This window comes from Pantoea sp. EABMAA-21, from assembly GCF_030053335.1.
Classification (GTDB): Bacteria; Pseudomonadota; Gammaproteobacteria; order Enterobacterales; family Enterobacteriaceae; genus Pantoea; species Pantoea communis.
Genome location: NZ_JASGBX010000001.1, coordinates 597905 through 616012, shown reverse-complemented (window position 1 = coordinate 616012; position 18108 = coordinate 597905). Strand labels below are relative to the sequence as shown.

The following is an 18108-nucleotide window of genomic DNA, read 5'->3' as shown; positions in this document are numbered from 1 at the left end:
ACAGAGTGGGTGCTCGTATCTCTGCAGAAATGTTTAGTTTTAGTGATGTATTGTGTATCCTGATCCAAATCACTTTGGATAGGTTAATTATGATGTTTTCAGGAAATTCTAACTGCCTCTACACTGGGGTATTCGGTGGGTATGAAAAACTTAATGAACTTGTAGGAGCCGCAAAGGATTCAAAAATCAAAAAAATATGCTTTACTGATGACGAAAATCTTACAAGTGAAACATGGGAAATTAGAATAGTAAAGCCTGAATTTCCATTAGATTCTGTAAGAAGTCAGCGAATGATTAAAATAAATCCTCATAAATTCCTTCCAAAATTCAAAAGCTCTGTTTATATAGACAATACGGTTCAACTAACAGTAGACCCTCTTCAATTGATTGAGTTGAATTGCAAATCCAGCAACGTGTCTTTCCCCATGCATTCTTTTAGAAATAGTGTATATGAGGAGTTCTTTGCTGTGATTGACTCTGGTTTAGATGATTCGGCAAGAATTTATGAGCAACTAAACCATTATCAAATTATATGCCCAGTTGCTCTACATAGGAAACCTTACTGGGCGGGGATTATAATTAGAAATCACTTAGAAAGGTCAGTAATCCATTTGATGGAGACATGGTATAACCAAATCCTAAGATATAGCAGGAGAGATCAGCTATCTTTGGTGTACTCGGAGTTAATGACAGGTACAAAAATAAACAAGCTTACCTTCGATAATATGCAATCAGAATACCACATCTGGCCAATTGAAAGCAGTAGACATGCTAGTAAGCGCTCTTGGTCTCCATCTCTCTCGGGTGGCATGCCAATATTTGAAAAAATAAAGAAAATAAAATCACTTGAAAGTGATTTAGATAATAAAATTAATAATCTATTGATGATGAACGATGATGTTATTAAAAATTATAAACCTCAAAAATTACCAGATGGGTTTGACCCTCAACTTTATCTGTCCTTGCATAAAGATGTGGCAGAATCTGGCGTAGACCCAGAGAAGCACTATCTTGAACATGGATGGAAGGAGGGGCGGAGATGGAGATGATCTTTATATAATGTTAAATGCTGATTTTATTTAAATTAGACCTTGAAGTGTTTAAGTTGAAATATCACATAAGCAGCCCCTTTGATGGGGCTTGCAATGTTAATCTATAATTAAAAAATAATATACGCTTAACTTAACGCGATTACCAGGCTGAGAATGCCTCCACCTTACCACTTTTTGCATTTATTATGTGGAGGTAAAAGACATCCACGGCCTGCTCCGCGGACATTTTTCGCGGTATCTTCAAGCTAGCTGATAAAGCTTCCAGAACGAGCCTTTTTATATCCCATAATTCAGCAGAATTCATTGCAGTTGAAGATAAAATAGCTTGCACCCCCCAAAGAAATAATTCTTGTTTTTTCATTTTATTTCCTAATTAAAATATTGAATTTGGTAACAGTGATATTGGGTCTTTTAGATAAACCGCACAATCTAAAAAGTCTATTATTACGATATGTATTTTTTATTGATGTTGGTAACTATATGGCATGGATGAATTATAAAACTAACACCAAAAAGCCCCGGCGACGGGGCAGACATGTACCGCGACTATCTTTTTGCAGACTACGGGGTGGGAACCTTAACCGTAGAACGGTCCATGGGACAGTGCAAAACTACAGGCACAAAAAACCCGGCTCGGTGGCCGGGAGGGGGAATCAGTACTGGTACACCATTTGGTAGGCAGCATAAGCGTCCTTATGGCGCACGTTGCCTGCTTGGCTTTCTGGCAGCTCAGCTAGGATTGAATCATCCCGTGAGGCTGGAATACCTTTAGCCTTGTTGAGCATGGCAAGTTCAACCGCGCAACCTGCACATTTGTGGCGTCCGGTTTTACCTTGGTTCTCTGGCAGTACGGAGAACATAGGGTTGTAGCGATGATTCTTGCTGCAAATAGCCTTCATAACGCACCTTTAAAAATAAGATGCTGAACGCTTTACACGGGATCTCGCTTGAGATAGTCTCTTTGGCGAGATCTCAAGAAAACATTCAAGCACTGACTGTTTTTATCGGCCCCGTGTTGTTGACGCAACTTGGGGCCTTCCCTTATGTGGCGTTCACTAACTGACCACACAATTCCGGATAATATCCAGGCAGCACAAAAACCTCAATAAAAAGATCATCTTACATCTGTATTTTTTTACACCTGTTAATCCAGCCAGTCACTCTCCCAGCAATAACAAAATTCCCATGCCTGCCAACGACTTTACAAAAACCCCATCCACAGCATCTTGATCAGCGCCTCCTCACAAATAATACTGTATGCTTATACAGTTTAAGTGAGAGGGCGCAACCATGGGATTTCCATCTCCAGCACAAGACTATGTCGAGATGAGACTCGACCTGAACGAGATATTCATGCCTAACCGTAACAGCACTTTCCGGATTGAAACTGCTACCGGCTTCATGCTGGTTGACGGCGTGACCAGAATTAAACCAGGTGATTTGGTCGCGTTCCAGATGGAAGGCAATCCCATGCTTGGAAAGTGGTACCCGAAGCACCTGATGACGGAAGACGGATTGATAGAGGGTGAGCAACTGGAGGATGTGATCGTGTTAGGTGCAGTGACGGTGGAAGTGCTGACGCTGGATGAGAAGTGGCGGCCAACGATTTGAATGGGGCATGTATGGGACAAAAAATTGCCGCAATCTTTACCATCTCTGTGCTACCAGTGAGGTAAGGGATTGCGGCAATGCTCTGTTGGTGCGGGATCCTTGCTAACCCTTTGTATGCTCTATTTTTCCTACCATTGCATCATGAATATGCAGGTGTAGTGGCTGCAAAGATTGTTGCGGTGTCAGGCGGGAAAGCATTTATCTTTTTCAGTAACAGCGGCATGATGCTGGCCTGACACACAGCGTATATCGAGAAGAGGATTCTCACGTGAAGCCCACCCTGCTGCTGTTGATGGCAACGATCATGCTATCCGGCTGTGATAATAAAAATGCGGACTTTGCACCGCAGATGAAAAATTACGCTTACCTCTATCAGTTCGAAGCTATTCCCGGCAAAGTCAAAAGCACGCATCAGCGCCTGTTTAGCGCCGACGACACGCCAATCTTTGATGTCGATATCGCCTTCGATGGGCAAGGCTGCATTGCCCATGTGAAATCCATTGATAAAGCCGGAGAGATCACCGAAGTGACGCGGGAAGGCGATAAACTGACTGGCACAGAGAACGGTCAGGATGTGGTCGTCACGCTGAATAAGCAGTGCGCGGTAATAAAAAAAGTCACTCCCAGCATGACGGTGGATATTGGCTATAACGATCAGGGTTGGGTTGATCAAATCTCCTCTCCCGCCTCCGATGTTAAATTCCATCTGACCTACAATAACGTCGGTGATATGACGCTGTTGAGTATTAAGAAGGGCGATGAGGAAGTGTCACGCGCCACTGCCAAACATGATACGGACGCAAAAAAGATATCCGATGTGGTGACGACGGTGCAAAGAAACGAGCAAAGCAAGACGGTTACCACGCAATGCCAGTATAAGAATGATGTTCCTTTTCGCTGCGATACCGTGACCACTGATGCCGAAGGGCAAGTCACGGACAGGCAGTACGGCACCATTGATGTCACCTATTATTGATGCCTGAGTAAGCCGCGAATGCGGCTTTTTTTATGCCGTTAATATCGGCGTCGATAAGCGAAGCGCTAAATAAAACAATCACTTACTGATCAATTGCGCGCTCGATATGTTAAAGTGTGGGCCTTAGATAAGCATTCGTCAGAGCAGGGAACTCGGTGTGCAACATGCGCATCACGCGAGGCGTTGAGGAGTGTTGAGTAAGTGCTGCAGCGACAAGAAGCTTGTAAGAATGAAAGAAGGTTATTACTGGGTTAGAGATAAAGATAACCCACCAGAAGTCTGGCGATATATAAAGCAATTTGGCTGGTACCGTCCCTGCGTTGCCGTGCCCATCACCTTAAGTTCTTTTAAGTTGATGAACTACCAGGTCATCAGCGATCGATTATTACCACCGGGTTACTTCCCGCTTTAAATGCAAAAACCGCCGGTTAAAGGCGGTTTTTTTATTCTCTCTAACCGTTCGCTATTTGATTTCCGGCCAGGCGATAGCCGGGAAACCATTTAACTGCGGACGCGCGAACAGATACCCCTGGAACTGGCTAATGCCTGCCGCTTCCAGCCACATCCACTCCTCGGCTTTCTCCACGCCCTCTGCAATCACCGCAATCTCCAGCGAGTTACAGCACTTAATGATGGCATGCAAAATGGCCTGTTTAGGACCGCTTTTATGCACATCGCTAATCAGTTCACGATCAATCTTAATCTTGTCCGGCTGGAATCTTGATAACAGTGACAGGCCAGCAAAGCCCGCACCAAAATCATCCAGGGCCAGACTGATACCCGCCGATTTTAGTTTGCGCACCTGTGCCGCAAACTCATCGGTGCGCGAGATGATCTCATTTTCTGTGACTTCAACAATCACCTGCTCGGGGACCAAACCATTGGCTTCAATCTGCGTCAGCAGAAAATCCACCGCATCAGGAACCGTGACCAGGGACATTGGCAGCAAGTTGATGGAGATACTGTGTTCGCCAATACCTAACTTTTTCGCCAGTTCGAACGCCAGTTTTTTAGACTGAATATCCGCATGATAAACAGCCTCGCCACCGAAGGCAGAAAAGTATTCGCCTGGCGAACCGCCATTCGGGGTACGGATTAACGCCTCATACGATGCCACGCGGCGTGCGAACGGATCGATAATCGGCTGAAAGGCGAAGTGGCACTCTTTCAGTGAGTCAATGACTTCATCCTGAAGGGTACGAGATGGCTCATCCGCAATAAATTCCCAGGTGCTGGCTGCGGGGATTTCAAAATAGTTCTCTTTATCACGGGCGATAACAAAGGTGCGCAGGAACTGCAACGCGCGATCATCGTAGGTCAGTTGATAGCGAGAGGTGCCTTTGTCTAACACGGCTTGCAGCACCATGGATTTATCATGCTCGCGTAAATCAAACAGCTCCATACCCACTTTGCCAAAGCGGCGAGCGGGAGCAAAGTCATGCATCAACTCCACCAGATTGTGGTGGCGGGCGTCCAGGCAAATGCGATCATAAATACCCTGCACAGCGTCACGGGGCCCTTCAAGTAACTGGAAGAAGTGCAGTCCATCAAATAGCAGAATGCCTGTGACATCGTGCGAGCTGTTTTTGTTATTCGCTTTCGCCACCATGTCTTCAAGGGTTTTGATAGGAACATGATCATGGAGGTGACTGCGATAAATGATGGTGGTGAGCATAGCGATTGTCCGAACAACTTTTTTATTGTGGCGTCTACATTAGCAGGCCTGGGGCGGGGGCTGTCCACCAATACAGACTCGAATCGTAAAGTATTTTCCAATTAATGAGTTAACCGAAACGGCTAGCGAAACGGCGTCAAATCGAATTGTTAATTAATTGCTCCGGGGGTGTATTTACGATAAATAATTTCGATTGAATGGATAAATAAAAAGCGTATCTTGACCCTCGTTAACCAGAGGTGAGCATAATGTTACGCGACTATTTAAAGATTGATGATAGCGACCGTTTAGTTGAACAGAGCGTATTAAGACTCAACAACCGCGGTCAGGAAGATGTCACTGAATGGCATATTGTAAGCGTAGACGGCAAGCAAAAAGGCAGCGTGACGCTGTTCGATAAGCTCTGCAACCGCCGCTCATATTGTGTTAACTATCGCATTACGCAGAAGGATGTGCACGGGAGGGTTGTCGTCGATCATTTGACCGACGTTTTGTAATAATTGCCGTAGTTTTGCTGGTTTTGACCCGCTCATAGGCGGGTTTTTTGCATTCTCTTATCTGGCGCGATAGCGGCGCATTTCCATCATAGTTCCAATTAATTCAATCCTTTTCTCCGACGATGCATGCACAGGAAAATCGTCATTCAACGGCCGCAACGAGAAAATTTGCTCGTCATGCTGTTCGGCCATCAGGCGATAAATACGTATCAGAACCTCGCCATTGATGTGTGCCAGCACCACATCACCCGGTTGTGGATTAACGGCAGGATCGAATATCAGTGTGTCGCCGGGTCGGTAGTCAGGTTGCATGGCGGTATCCTCCAGGGTGATCGCCAACGCCGATTCACTCAGTCTGCTATCGCTGTAGAGAAAGCGGGTCGCCTGCTGCTGAATCAATAAGCGTTGCTCCTGCATCCACGCAGCCGCTTGCGCCAGAGTGATCAACGGCAGAGCACTGACACCACTGACGTTAAGCGGGGCGGCAAACACCTCGCCCTCGCCATCAATTATCCATGCTGCCGTACATTGCAGCAGTTCTGCCAGCCGCAACAGGTTCTCGCCGCGCGGAACGGTCTCATCTTTTTCCCATTGTGAAACAGCGACATGTGACACGCCAATGCCACTTGCCACCACTAACTGCGTGAGCTTCAGCGCTTTACGACGGCTGCGAATGCGTTCACCTGCAGATTCTTTTTTCATCATCTTGACAACTCTGTTGGGTTTTACTTAAGTATACTTAAATTCATTAATTAAAGTAAACTTAAATTCTGGTGTTGGCCGCGCAACTGGCAAGGGCGGACAACATGTTCTTCAGGCGGCTCCCTTGCCAGTGAAGAGAGGTGAGGCATGGAAAGTAGTTTGGTGACCAGCGTCAGTGCGCTGCTTCTCGGTGGCGGTGCGGCAGCTGTGTTCTGGAAACCCTTAATGGCCGGCATCGCGGCCATCGTCACCAGCAATCGCGCCGGCGGCGAGATCATCACCAGCTACAAAGAGCAGGTGATGCTTCTCAAAGAGAGCCACGCGCTGATGCGCCAGGAGAACGATGACCTGCGTATTCGCCACGACAAGAATCTGCGGCGCATCTCTTCGCTGGAGACCGATCTACGGCTGATTAAGAACGCGCTGGGCATTCTGTTAGCCACCACGGAATCTGATCACAGCGATAAATTCCGCAGTCAGATCAATCAACTGATCACCACCTTAGAGGAGAGTCGCGATGGTGCAGATAAACAGTGAATTTTCAGTACGCGGCCATCGGCGTCAGCTGCTGCTTGGCGGTCTGCTGCTGATGCTGTCGCTACTGTGTGCGGCAATGACCATTATGTTCGTTTTCGTGAATAACAGCGCCAACCGGCGGGTGGAGGATATCCGACAGCAGTATCGTGCGATCTCTGATCGCCGGGAAGCGCGGGTGGCGGAATTGACCAGCCAACTGGTGACATTGCAGAAAAAACTCGATGGCTTGCCGGACCGCACCGCTAACAAGACAGCGGACAAAGTGAAGCAGGTTGTGGGGGAAGACGCGCCACCCGAATCGACGCATTAAGGAGGCCAGGATGAGTATTACCGAGCGGATTGCAGCCAGCTTCGGCCGACTGTGGTCTTTATTAAGCAAGAAGGAGAAAATTATGAGCGACCAAACTGTAATCGAAAATAGTGCAGCAACGGCAACACCGGATGCCAGCACGCTGTCACCGTTAGAGAGTTTTGCGAATGAGGTGGCGGTGCCGGTGGCAAGCAGTGCGCCCGCTGCGGATGCCTCAACGGCAGCCTTTAGCAGCGCGGCAGGGCAGGAAGCCACAACGCCAGCGATAAGCAGTGCGCCAGCACCTGACGTCTCAGTGCCCGCCGAGAGCAATGCGCCAGCTCCGGACGTTTCATTGTCTACAGCAAGCAGCGTGCCCGCGCCGGACACCTCAACGCCAGCCGCGAACGCTGGCAGCGAGGCTCAAGCTGCGGCGGCTACGGATGCGACGGATCTTACCCAGCAGTTGGCCACGCCTGATCCCCTGGCAAACGGTTCTGCCAGCGCCGGGCCGTCATCGGCTTCTACCCTCGGGGATCTCGCTGGGCAGCCTGTCGTGGGAGTGAGTACGGATGCTGTCAGTCAGCACATCAACGCCAGCGTGAAGGACTTCACTCAGGCATTTAACTTTGTCGAAAGTGGGGTTGAGAAGTTAGGTGTGGCGGCAAAGGATGAGCTGATCGCCCTGGCGCGCAAGTATCTGTAGTCCTCAGGCGGCCTTCGGGTCGCCTTTTCATCTTCCGATTATTCTTAATGCGGTCTCGCTATTTTCTACTAACTTTAATCATTCAAACGTTATTTAAACGGGTTTAATTAGCGAAAAGGAAGATAGCATGAGTGATACAGAGGCAATCAAAACCAAAACTGACTACCTGCGTGATGTCACCTCCCAGTTAAAAGAGATGCGTCACTATGCGCAGACCAATACTGAGACGCTATCCAGCCACTGGTTGGCATTTGATGCAGGCGAGTACAAAGACAAAGAGTATGCGGGACGTTTTGACACGCTGCTCAACAAGCAGGGACAGCTGTTAGATGATATTGAGTTGGCGATTCAGGATTTAGAGATCGCCATCAATCACAGCGAGCAAGAAAGCTAAGTTCCCCCGCGCTGGTGGCTTAATCGGCCACCAGCCACATGTCTGCTTCATCGAACATCTCTTCGACAATACGTGCCACCGTCGCTTTATCATTCTTACTCAGATCGGTATCAATGGCGTTTCGCTCCATTGGCTTGACGCGTACCTCGATCTCAGGAAATACGCGTTGCACGCGCTTCTCAAGCTCCTGCAATATCATCTCACGTGCGCCTGGTAAACCGGCAACGTTGCGTTTATCGTAAATCAACTCCACAAACATCAGGGCAGTCCATTCTTTAAAGAGGGTGCGTCATATTACTGTAAATAAAAACAGTGGCAAGGCTCGAAGCCCTATAGGTAAGAATATTTTTCTATCTGAGATACAGTTAGCGGGATTTGCACTGATACTCAACAGCGTTACAAAGCGAATTGGCTTTTTTAGGGGGTAAACATGCGTCAACTGGTGATCGATATTTTGTTGAAAATGGCAAAAATGGATACGGAAGCAAAAGAGTTGGTGGCGCAGGTTGAGGCACAGTCATTACTGATTGCGGCCTTATTGATTCAGGCGAAGCAGGATAATAACTTAACGATCAGCGACACCGTTCAGGATGCCATTTTGACCGCATCGCGTGCCGGGCAGCAATTTTTACAGTCAGATGTGGATCTACTGCTGACGCACATCAATCGTCTATTGGCGGTGGCAAGTTATGTGGAAGTGAAAGGGATTGAGCGCGAGGGGTAAGCAAGAAAATACTACCTCTGGAGGGGAAATCCAGCAACTCCTCCAGAGGCGGCGCAATAGCACCTTCGTTCAAGGACAATCTACGACCGAAGCCGTCAGATACAAGTTATACAACTCCGGCTGACTTGTACAACTTTTTCCTTGCCGATTTGTGTGGTTGGAGGTGTGTTTGAGATATATTTTTAGGGCCGCTGCGCTTAAAGTTCGTTCTTGATGCAAAACTCTTCCCACGTCATGCCGAGCGCTTCCGCATGAGATTTCAGGTAAGTTTCAATCGCTTCAGCAGCAACCGCTTTATCAGGCTCTGCCAGTTGGATGGAAAACAGCATGCCATCCAGCTTTTTCTGGCGTAAGAATGCGGCATAAATGCGCTCAGCGTGCCACTCGCGCAGTTGGCGCAGTGACAAGTTGGCCGCGCGCGCGTCGCTCTCGGTTAGTTCATCCAGCGCGGCTTGAAAATCGGCGTGCGCGGCAAAAAACATCGTGCGTGCCTGGGCGTAATACTCTTCTGGGGTTTTCATGCGAATTTCCTGCTTATCGACTTGCGCGCTAGTGTAACGTGCGCGAAGTGTCTTGTCAGGCTCAGCCGGGTTTTCGCCGAGATTCCTTGCGTAACTTACGCGAAAAATTGTAACGTAGCCGCCATTGAGGCGAGTGTAGGGACCAGGAATGAAAAAGTGGATGGTATTGGCCGCGCTGGGCTTGAGCGGATGTGCGCAAATCAGCAATTACGATGAAGCGGTAAAAACCCCGGCACCAGTGGAATTGCAAGGTAACTGGCAGACTGTCGGACCGCAGAGCAAGTTGATCAGTGGCCAGGCGATGGGCAGCCTGATCATCGGTGCAGAAGGCGACACGCTGGACTGCCGCCAGTGGCAGCGCGTAATTGCCAAGCCAGGCAAGTTAACCCGCCTGAGCGATGAGTGGGTCAACGTGACGCGTCAGGTGCGCGTGATGCCGCTGACGCTGGAGAACGGTGAACTGCGTTATGACGGCTTGCGCATGCGTAAGGTCGACCAACCCACTGTTGAGTGCCAGCAGGCGCTGAAAGAAGTGGCGAAGCGTCCGAAGGATGCGGTGATTCAGGATATTCAGCCGCAGATTATGGAGCCGGTGTCGGTCCCTGCGCAGAAGTGATTTTGTGAGCACAGTTCCAAATAAAAACGGGTGAGCATCAGCTCACCCGTTTCTTATTTAGCCCGCCGTAAATTAATTCTGTGGCAGATAGACATTGCCTTGCTTGCCGTACGCGCTCATCACCGATTTCTGCTTCGATGACTGGCCCACCAGTTGCTTCAGCTCGTCCATACGCAATTTCAACAGACGTTTGACTTCACTCTCATTGTCGAGGATATGGCGCAGTACCGGACGCAGCTGATCCTGCAACTGGCTGGAGGGCGGCGCCGCTTCGGTCGAGCGGGCCAAGGTTTGCACCGCACTGACGTAATCCACTTCCTTTGTAATCAGGTCATCCCATTCGCCGTCTGCGGCCAGGCGCAGCATTCCATGGCTGAGATCGAGTAACTGTTGGTAAACGGTAATCAGATGCGGTGCATTGTTCATTAAACGGCGTCCTGAAGGTGTTGAGGTTGTGCGACTTCTTTCCAGGCGTCAGCGATATTACGCAGGAGACCTTCGACTTCTTCGATGGCTTCTACGTCATTACGCAGGTTGGCCTGCAGCAGACGGCGGACCATATAGGCGTAAAGTCCCACCAGATTATCGGTGAGCTCATCGCCGCTACCTTCCACCAGACCCTGCTTAAGTCCGTTTTCGATGATGTTGATCGCTTTAGACAGCGATGAACCTTTGCCTTCAATATTGCCATCCTGCAAAAACAGGCGGGCACGAACCAGCGCGCTGAGCGCGCCGTCAAACAGCATGGAGACCAGCTGCTGCTGGTTGGCGCTCATGACTGCGCTCTCCACACCAATTTTTGCATAGGCTTTAGTGCCATTTGCGCTGTACATGATCACTCCTTATTACGATGAGCTGCTGGAGCTAGAGCTGCTTGATGACTCGAACTGCTGCGTCAGATAGCTACTGGTTTGGTTCAGCGAACTCATCAGAACATCAAGCTGAGTAAATTGCGTTTTGTAGCGCGCCACCATGTTGTCGATGCGGGTGCTCATGGTGTTGTACTGATCGGTCAATTGATTCAGCGTTTTACTTACGCCGTCGGTGGCAGCCTGCACAATACCGGTGCTTGACAGCCAGCCGGTCAGATTCGTCGCAATGGTTGTGGTGATACCGGTGGTTTTACCGTCACCGACGATCATCTCTTTCACGCCATCTGCATCGCTGCTTAGGGCAGTTTCTAACTTGTCAGAATCCAGCTCTAGTGAACCAGTAGTCGGGTCGGTAGTGATACCGATCTGCGCCAGGGTCTTATAGGTTGAAGAACTTTGCGCATTAGTCAGCATGCTTTTCAACTGGGTCTGGATCGTGCGCAGCGTGCTATCGCCGACTAATGCACCGTTGCTGGAATCCTGAGAGTCAGCTCCGACATCCACCGCAGTGTATTTGGTCAGGGTGTTGAACTGATCCAGCAGGGTGTTGTAGGCATCGGTCCAGGTCTTGATAGCACTTTCAGCTTTCGACGTGTCTTTGGTGATGGTCAGCGTCTGGTTTCCGCTGGTAGTGTCATTGAGATTGAGAGTGATGCCTTCCAGTGCATCGCTGATGGTGTTGCTGCTGTTCTCAATTTCAACGTTGTTCACAGTCAGTTTGGCATTTTGCGCGGTGACGCTTTCGGTCATCGCATTGCTGCTGGCAGTTGAGTCGTAACCGACGATACCCTGCAGGGTGTCATCACCCGTGACTTTGATTGAACTTACCGCGTTATCACTGCCCGTTTCGCTTGAGGTCAGTGACAGACGGTAGCTCCCATCGCCCACCTTGATAATAGTGGCAGAGACGCCTGCATCAGCGCTGTTGATTGCATCACGCATACCGGTCAGCGAAGTCTGATCGCTGGTTAAGGTGATGTCTTTGCTGGTGCCATCCTTCAGCGCGATGCTTAAGGTGCGGCTGCTGGCAGAACTGTCACCCAGAGCGGTGGTGTTGCTGGTCTGCACCGCTGAAGTCAGCGTTTGCGCCTGGGCCAGCTGGGTCACGCTAATGGTGTATTTACCGGCGACAACCGTACCGGATGTGGTGGCACTGAAAGCGCTGGAACTGCTGGTCGCGGATGTCGCAGTAAACAAGTCAGCACTGTTAAGCGCGGTGTTCGCAGTCTGGAAGGTTGAAAGTGAGCTTTTCAGCGTCGCGTATGCACTCAGCTTAGCGGTGTACGCCGTTTGCTGAGTAGAGATAGGGGTTAAAGACGCTTTCTCGGCGGTGGTCAGGCTATCCAGAATAGTACTTAAGTCGAGTCCTGAACCGATACCGAGGGTAGAGATACTAGCCATGTTGTTTCCTTTTATACCGACACGGAGAGTGAATACCGGGGTTATCGGCTCTTAATAGGCAAAGTTTAAAATTATTTACCTGCGAGTGATAAAGCGAATAAGGCATATAGAGAAGGGTATTTCCGGCGCTAGAAAAGTATTGGGTTTGCACTAAAGAAGTGCGAGGTGAGGGCGATAAAGATAAGCGTGACAGGTTGAAGAGAAAAAATTTCGCCTGGTACTAAAAAATCTCTAAAGGTTGTTTAAGCACAGACGATAACAACTTTGACGGCGCTGAAGCCGGCGGGTTGAAGCCCAAACCATAACCAAAGACTTGATTAATAGGAACTTAAACCATGGCTCAAGTAATTAACACCAACAGCCTCTCGCTGATCACCCAGAACAACATCAACAAGAACCAGTCTGCTCTGTCTACTTCTATTGAGCGTCTGTCTTCTGGTCTTCGTATCAACAGCGCTAAAGATGACGCTGCTGGTCAGGCAATTGCCAACCGCTTCACCTCTAACATCAACGGCCTGACTCAGGCTGCGCGTAACGCCAACGACGGTATCTCTGCTGCTCAGACTACTGAAGGCGCACTGTCAGAAATCAACAACAACTTGCAGCGTGTTCGTGAACTGACCGTACAGGCTCAGAACGGCACCAACTCTGATTCTGACCTGTCTTCAATCCAGGACGAAATCAAATCCCGTCTGGACGAAATTGACCGTGTATCTGGTCAGACTCAGTTCAACGGCGTGAACGTGTTGGCTAAAGACGGCACCATGAAAATTCAGGTTGGCTCTAACGATGGCGAAACCATCTCTATCGACCTGCAGAAAATTGACTCGACTACTCTGGGTCTGAAAGGTTTCTCTGTAGATGGCAACGCTCTGAAACTGAGTGACACCATCACTAAAGTGGGTGATGCTTCAACTGGCTCAATGGCTAACGTTGACCTGTCTTCTGTAGCAACAGACTTGGGTGTGGATGCAAGCGGTCTGTCACTGCACTCAGTACTGGATGCGAGCGGCGCAGCAACCTCTACTTACGTTGTTTCTTCTGGCGATGACAACTACGCAGTATCTGTAGGTTCAGGCGGCGCAGTTACCCTGAACAAAACTGAAGTTGATTATACTGACAGCGAAAATGGTGTTACCAGTGGTGTGATGACCGGTATTGCCATCAAAGTTGGCGCTGATGCCAGCGGCAACGCAGTCGGCTTCGTGACTGTACAGGGTAAAAACTACAACGCGGATACCGGTGCGCTTGCTAACGGCGGTGACACAGCTAACGACACCACCAGCAGTGACGTGGGCGATATCTCTTCTACTGGAAACGCAAAACTTTACAGCGGTGCTTCAACTAATGACCCATTAGCGCTGTTGGATAAAGCTATCGCGTCTGTTGACAAATTCCGTTCAAGCCTGGGTGCGGTACAGAACCGTCTGGATTCTGCTATCACCAACCTGAACAACACCACGACTAACCTGTCTGAAGCACAGTCTCGTATTCAGGATGCTGACTACGCAACTGAAGTTTCAAACATGTCTAAAGCGCAGATCATCCAGCAGGCGGGTAACTCAGTGTTGGCTAAAGCTAACCAGGTTCCACAGCAGGTTCTGTCTCTGCTGCAGGGCTAATAAGCCTTACAAATCAGTTAAAGTTTCAATTTTACGCAACCCTTCTGGCCTTTGGTCAGAAGGGTTTTTTTATGGGAATGAATACCCCAAATTTGCTTGCTTGATTGGCCGATTGATTCCACGACAGCTTTATATTATAGGCAAAACTGTATTGACCTGTCGCCATGAGCCGCGCACAGGTTCCCTGGGAGACAGATCGGTTATGACGCAAAATGCATTAGTCACCATTATTATTAATGCCCAAATACCTACGTGGTTTGCCGAGGCGTTAGACAGTGCTCTGGCACAGGATTATCCATCCTGCGAGATCATCATTGCAGACTGTAGCGGTGATAAATATATCACTGAGTTGTTACAGCCCTACCAGGCCAAGCCTGGATTTACCCTGCGCCATATAACCTATGACGTTGATTACCCTAAGTTACATGAAGAAGTGATCGCTGCGGCTGAGGGCACCTATATTAAGTTCATGACCGATGCTGAGCGTCTGGCGCCGAACTGCGTTAGCCAATTAGTTGCCACCATGGAGGCGCATTTTGATTGCGTGGTGGCCGCCTCTAAACGTGAACGTATTAATGCTCTGGGCGTCCCGCTGCCTGATCTGATCGCCACAGCTGCGTTTACCCGCGAGCCGTCGATGATTCATGGACTAGACTTTTTGCGCTATCAAACCACTCTGCACTTTAACCTGATTGGTGAGTTGACGGCGGCACTGTTCCGGCGTGAAGACCTGATGGCTCTCCACAGTGAAGAACAGCCGTTAACCCATCTGGATGGTGAAGAGATGCCAGGGATGCAGTCACTGGTGATATACAGCAAATTACTGGCCAAAGGTCACTTGGCTTATCACCCGCTGGCATTATGCTCAATCCGCGTTTCCGATGTTTATACTCAACCTCAGCAACATGAGGGACGTGAACACATTATTGTCAAACGTGAAGCCGTATTTGACTCCGTACGCTGCAAAGAGTGGTATTCGCAGCATCAAGGGGCGTTAAATATGGTCAATATTGCCCCGCTAGAAGAACCGAATAATTTAACCCGGCAAAATTTGAGTGCCATTCAGCACAGCAACCTCAATCTGAACGCATTACAACACTGGCAGGGTGCACGTAAATTATTACCCTTCCAGCAGGATTATCTACAAAGTCAGCAACAAGAAAATGGCGAGTTTACCAGCCTGGCGATAGTGATCACCGCCTGGGCGGGGCAAGAAGATAAACTGGCCAAAACCCTTGCCTCCTTGCCTGAGCGTCAGGGGCCATTGCAAATTCACCCTTTGGTGATTGGCAATGCAGAGGGAGCGCATTACCAGGCAAACACGCCCGTTGAACGTATTGCCGTCATTAATCATCTGACTCAAGAGCATCACCATAATTGGTTCATGTATGTAGAAGCCGGCACTGAATTTCAGTCATCTGGCGTCATCGCATTAGCCGCCAGTTTGTTTAATGCCGGTGAAGTACTGGCAGTGTATGCCGATGAGTTTTTCTACATTGATGGCCAACCTAACGGCACTGCATTCCGCCCAGACTTCAACCTTGACCTGATATTAAGCTCGCCTAAAACCATGTCCCAGCATTGGTTATATCGACGTGAGCTGTTATTGGCCGCTGATGGACTGGATGCAGAATATCCCGCTGCTGCGGAACTGGATTTGATCGTTAAATTGATTGAATCGCAGGGATTTGGTGTCATTGGACATTTAAGTGAACCGCTATTACTGGCACCACTGCGTGGGCGCACAGCAACTGAAGATGTCGCTATTATTGAGCGACATTTGCAGCATCGTGGTTATCCCAATGCCCAAATAGCGCTCGACAATTACTACAACTATCGCTTGCGCTACGAGCATGACGTGCAGCCTAAGGTCACCCTGGCGATTCTGGCAAACTGGCATCTGCCATCGTTGCTGAGTTGCGTAACGACAGTGTTAGAAAAAACCAGTTATCACCATTACGAAATAGTCATTGTTGTGGATAACCAAACTTCGCCAGAACGTGAAAGCTGGTTAAAAGGCATCAGTGCTATTGATGTGCAACGCATACGCGTCGTTCAATATGAGAGTGAATGGCAGCAAGCGGAAATGGCAAACCTCGCTGCTGCTCATGCTAAGGGTGAATACCTTGCATTACTACATTGTGAGTTGGCGGTAACTGACGGTGAATGGCTCGGCAATTTGCTAAACCATGCGCTGCGGCCTGAAGTTGCGATTGTGGGTGGTAAGCAATTAATGGCAGGCAATAAAGTCCGTCATGCAGGCTACCTGCTTGGGGTTAATGGTGCTGCCAGCGATGCGTTTCGTGGACTTGAAGATAATCAACCCAGTTATTTGGGCAGATTGCATACCGACCAAAACTACAGCGCGGTTTCCGGCGATTTTATGCTGGTAAGAAAAGCCGTGTTTGATGAGTTGGGTGGCTTCGACAAAAACATGACGCTTTATGCTGATGTGGATTTTTGCCTGCGCGTGCGTGAATCGGGCTATATGACCGTCTGGACACCTTATGCGCGTATTCTGCGACCGGCCGCCCGGCAGAATCCTTTCCAGGGCACAAGCGTACACAACACGGCTCGTTTGAAACAAATTGAAGAAGACAAAATCTTCACCCGCTGGATGCCGATTGTCGCGCACGATCCTGCGTTCAACGCTAATTTGTCATTGAAGAGCCGTCATTTCGATGTCAATAAACACAGCAACTTAAGCTGGCGCCCGGTTGAGCGTCCAGGATTGCCGGTGATAATGGCACACCATGCTGATGTTGCGGGTTGCGGATATTACCGTGTCATCACGCCATTAGAGGCGATGCAGGCTGAGGGTATTGCTGAAGGTAAGACAAGCATCCAGTTACTTAGCCACAGTGAACTGGGTCAATATAAGCCAGACACCTTATTGATCCAGCGGCGCTATTCACCGGCATTCCAGCAGTGGATCGAGCGAGCTGGTCGTTTAAGCGATGTGTATAAAGTATTTGAACTTGATGACTACATCTTAAACGTGCCGATGAAGCACTATCGACGCGGGGATTTCCGCCAAGAGATCGCCGGTCAACTCAGAAAAACATTGGGTTATTTCGACCGCTTTGTGGTCTCCACGCACCCTCTGGCGGAAGCCTTGGGTGATATGCATGACGACATCGTGGTGATGCCAAATCGCCTGCCTGTCAACTGGTGGGGAAATCTGCATAGTCTGCGTAATCAGGGGAAAAAGCCGCGTATCGGTTGGGCGGGAGGCGCGAGTCATACCGGTGATCTGGAAATGATCGTCGATATCGTCAAAGAGTTTTCCGGAGAGGTGGAATGGGTTTTCTTTGGCATGTGCCCGATGAAATTGAGACCTTACATTGATGAATTGCACTGTGGTGTAGATATCACGCTTTATCCGGCAAAACTGGCGTCGCTGAATCTTGATCTGGCGCTGGCACCGGTTGAAGACAACTTGTTTAACAGTTGCAAAAGTAATCTGCGCCTTCTGGAATACGGAGCCTGTGGCATCCCGGTGATTTGCAGTGATGTGGAGTGCTATCGCAACACCACCTTGCCAGTGACGCGCGTTAAAAACCGCTTTAAAGACTGGGTAGATGCGATCCGCATGCATCTCGACGATAGCGCGCACAGTGAACGCACCGGTTTGGCCTTGCAGGCTGAATTGCGTCGTGACTGGATGCTGACCGGTGACAATTTGCACCAATGGATAAACGTCTGGACCGGTAAATAAAAACGGCAGAATAAACAGGGCCAGCTTTGATGCTGGCCCTGTTAGCTGTAGTCAATTTACCCATACTAAATCAAATTCCTCCCCATCCAACAGGGTGATTTCCCCCATCCCCCTATAACCCCAAAAAAAGTAACCATCCTGTTACAGTCCCGCACAGAATTGCCGATAACTTCCCCAGAATCATTCCCATCTTTT

The 18108-nt window shown here is 49.1% G+C and carries 22 protein-coding genes; 13 read left to right on the top strand and 9 right to left on the bottom strand.

Translation table 11 applies throughout. The features are described from left to right. The first annotated feature begins 5 nt into the window (after positions 1–5). Positions 6–1049, top strand: a complete 1044-nt coding sequence (locus tag QMZ65_RS02905) for a glycosyltransferase domain-containing protein (protein WP_283215337.1) — start codon at positions 6–8, stop codon at positions 1047–1049. 142 nt (positions 1050–1191) lie between these two features. Here the strand turns inward: QMZ65_RS02905 and QMZ65_RS02900 are convergent, their stop codons facing one another. Together QMZ65_RS02900 and QMZ65_RS02895 are read right to left on the bottom strand one after the other, a co-directional pair. Next, complete coding sequence (locus QMZ65_RS02900) at positions 1192–1413, bottom strand: hypothetical protein (RefSeq protein ID WP_283215336.1); 222 nt, start codon at positions 1411–1413, stop codon at positions 1192–1194. A 292-nt stretch (positions 1414–1705) separates the two neighbouring features. Continuing rightward, positions 1706–1951, bottom strand: a complete 246-nt coding sequence (locus tag QMZ65_RS02895; RefSeq protein ID WP_283215335.1) for a hypothetical protein — start codon at positions 1949–1951, stop codon at positions 1706–1708. A 391-nt stretch (positions 1952–2342) separates the two neighbouring features. On the opposite strand from QMZ65_RS02895, the gene QMZ65_RS02890 reads away from it, so the two are divergent. The 3 genes from QMZ65_RS02890 to QMZ65_RS02880 all read left to right on the top strand — a co-directional run bounded on the left by QMZ65_RS02890 (position 2343) and on the right by QMZ65_RS02880 (position 4051). Beyond that, positions 2343–2663, top strand: a complete 321-nt coding sequence (locus tag QMZ65_RS02890; RefSeq protein ID WP_283215334.1) for a S24/S26 family peptidase — start codon at positions 2343–2345, stop codon at positions 2661–2663. Between the two features lie 268 nt (positions 2664–2931). Further along, positions 2932–3639, top strand: a complete 708-nt coding sequence (locus tag QMZ65_RS02885) for a YnfC family lipoprotein (RefSeq protein WP_283215333.1) — start codon at positions 2932–2934, stop codon at positions 3637–3639. A gap of 229 nt (positions 3640–3868) precedes the next feature. Continuing rightward, the gene (locus QMZ65_RS02880; protein ID WP_045815127.1) at positions 3869–4051 is read left to right on the top strand and encodes a hypothetical protein; all 183 of its coding nucleotides are present in this window, start codon (positions 3869–3871) and stop codon (positions 4049–4051) included. A 51-nt stretch (positions 4052–4102) separates the two neighbouring features. On the opposite strand, the gene QMZ65_RS02875 is transcribed toward QMZ65_RS02880, so the two are convergent. Continuing rightward, a complete protein-coding gene (locus QMZ65_RS02875; protein WP_097116797.1) occupies positions 4103–5314 on the bottom strand; it encodes a diguanylate phosphodiesterase in 1212 nt (403 codons plus the stop codon). Positions 5315–5562: 248 nt separating this feature from the next. Between QMZ65_RS02875 and QMZ65_RS02870 the strand changes: the two genes are divergently transcribed. Next, complete coding sequence (locus QMZ65_RS02870; protein ID WP_038646357.1) at positions 5563–5811, top strand: hypothetical protein; 249 nt, start codon at positions 5563–5565, stop codon at positions 5809–5811. Between the two features lie 57 nt (positions 5812–5868). On the opposite strand, the gene QMZ65_RS02865 is transcribed toward QMZ65_RS02870, so the two are convergent. Next, positions 5869–6516 carry a helix-turn-helix domain-containing protein gene (locus QMZ65_RS02865; protein WP_160832790.1) on the bottom strand — a complete coding sequence of 216 codons (648 nt, stop codon included), beginning with the start codon at positions 6514–6516 and terminating at the stop codon, positions 5869–5871. Between the two features lie 144 nt (positions 6517–6660). Here QMZ65_RS02865 and QMZ65_RS02860 point away from each other — a divergent pair, with 144 nt between their 5' ends. From QMZ65_RS02860 to QMZ65_RS02845, 4 genes are all read left to right on the top strand, one after another. Further along, positions 6661–7050, top strand: coding sequence for a hypothetical protein (locus QMZ65_RS02860; protein ID WP_283215332.1), 390 nt, complete (start codon positions 6661–6663; stop codon positions 7048–7050). Next, entirely contained in the window at positions 7031–7360 is a 330-nt protein-coding gene (locus QMZ65_RS02855; RefSeq protein WP_097116800.1) for a hypothetical protein, read from the top strand. Before QMZ65_RS02860 ends, QMZ65_RS02855 begins: the two co-directional genes overlap by 20 nt. A gap of 82 nt (positions 7361–7442) precedes the next feature. Continuing rightward, on the top strand, positions 7443–8045 hold the full coding sequence (locus tag QMZ65_RS02850) for a hypothetical protein (RefSeq protein WP_283215331.1): 603 nt from the start codon (positions 7443–7445) through the stop codon (positions 8043–8045). A 127-nt stretch (positions 8046–8172) separates the two neighbouring features. Next, entirely contained in the window at positions 8173–8439 is a 267-nt protein-coding gene (locus QMZ65_RS02845; RefSeq protein WP_034824391.1) for a hypothetical protein, read from the top strand. A gap of 19 nt (positions 8440–8458) precedes the next feature. Here the strand turns inward: QMZ65_RS02845 and QMZ65_RS02840 are convergent, their stop codons facing one another. After that, on the bottom strand, positions 8459–8698 hold the full coding sequence (locus QMZ65_RS02840; protein ID WP_160832792.1) for a DinI-like family protein: 240 nt from the start codon (positions 8696–8698) through the stop codon (positions 8459–8461). A gap of 171 nt (positions 8699–8869) precedes the next feature. Here QMZ65_RS02840 and iraP point away from each other — a divergent pair, with 171 nt between their 5' ends. Next, positions 8870–9163 carry an anti-adapter protein IraP gene (gene iraP / locus QMZ65_RS02835; RefSeq protein ID WP_058959875.1) on the top strand — a complete coding sequence of 98 codons (294 nt, stop codon included), beginning with the start codon at positions 8870–8872 and terminating at the stop codon, positions 9161–9163. A gap of 197 nt (positions 9164–9360) precedes the next feature. Here iraP and QMZ65_RS02830 read toward each other — a convergent pair whose 3' ends face one another. Further along, a complete protein-coding gene (locus QMZ65_RS02830) occupies positions 9361–9684 on the bottom strand; it encodes a DUF6388 family protein (protein ID WP_034824381.1) in 324 nt (107 codons plus the stop codon). A 148-nt stretch (positions 9685–9832) separates the two neighbouring features. Between QMZ65_RS02830 and yedD the strand changes: the two genes are divergently transcribed. Then, positions 9833–10300, top strand: a complete 468-nt coding sequence (gene yedD / locus QMZ65_RS02825) for a lipoprotein YedD (protein ID WP_058959874.1) — start codon at positions 9833–9835, stop codon at positions 10298–10300. A gap of 72 nt (positions 10301–10372) precedes the next feature. Here the strand turns inward: yedD and fliT are convergent, their stop codons facing one another. The 3 genes from fliT to fliD are packed head-to-tail and all read right to left on the bottom strand — an operon-like array spanning position 10373 to position 12573. Beyond that, a complete protein-coding gene (gene fliT, locus QMZ65_RS02820) occupies positions 10373–10726 on the bottom strand; it encodes a flagella biosynthesis regulatory protein FliT (RefSeq protein WP_283215330.1) in 354 nt (117 codons plus the stop codon). Beyond that, complete coding sequence (fliS, locus tag QMZ65_RS02815; RefSeq protein ID WP_034824372.1) at positions 10726–11133, bottom strand: flagellar export chaperone FliS; 408 nt, start codon at positions 11131–11133, stop codon at positions 10726–10728. The genes fliT and fliS overlap by 1 nt, the downstream gene beginning before the upstream one ends. Positions 11134–11145: 12 nt before the next feature. Continuing rightward, entirely contained in the window at positions 11146–12573 is a 1428-nt protein-coding gene (gene fliD / locus QMZ65_RS02810; RefSeq protein ID WP_211728383.1) for a flagellar filament capping protein FliD, read from the bottom strand. Positions 12574–12908: 335 nt separating this feature from the next. Here fliD and QMZ65_RS02805 point away from each other — a divergent pair, with 335 nt between their 5' ends. Together QMZ65_RS02805 and QMZ65_RS02800 are read left to right on the top strand one after the other, a co-directional pair. Continuing rightward, on the top strand, positions 12909–14195 hold the full coding sequence (locus QMZ65_RS02805; RefSeq protein WP_283215329.1) for a FliC/FljB family flagellin: 1287 nt from the start codon (positions 12909–12911) through the stop codon (positions 14193–14195). Positions 14196–14397: 202 nt separating this feature from the next. Then, on the top strand, positions 14398–17913 hold the full coding sequence (locus QMZ65_RS02800) for a glycosyltransferase (protein ID WP_283215422.1): 3516 nt from the start codon (positions 14398–14400) through the stop codon (positions 17911–17913). Positions 17914–18108: the final 195 nt, after the last annotated feature.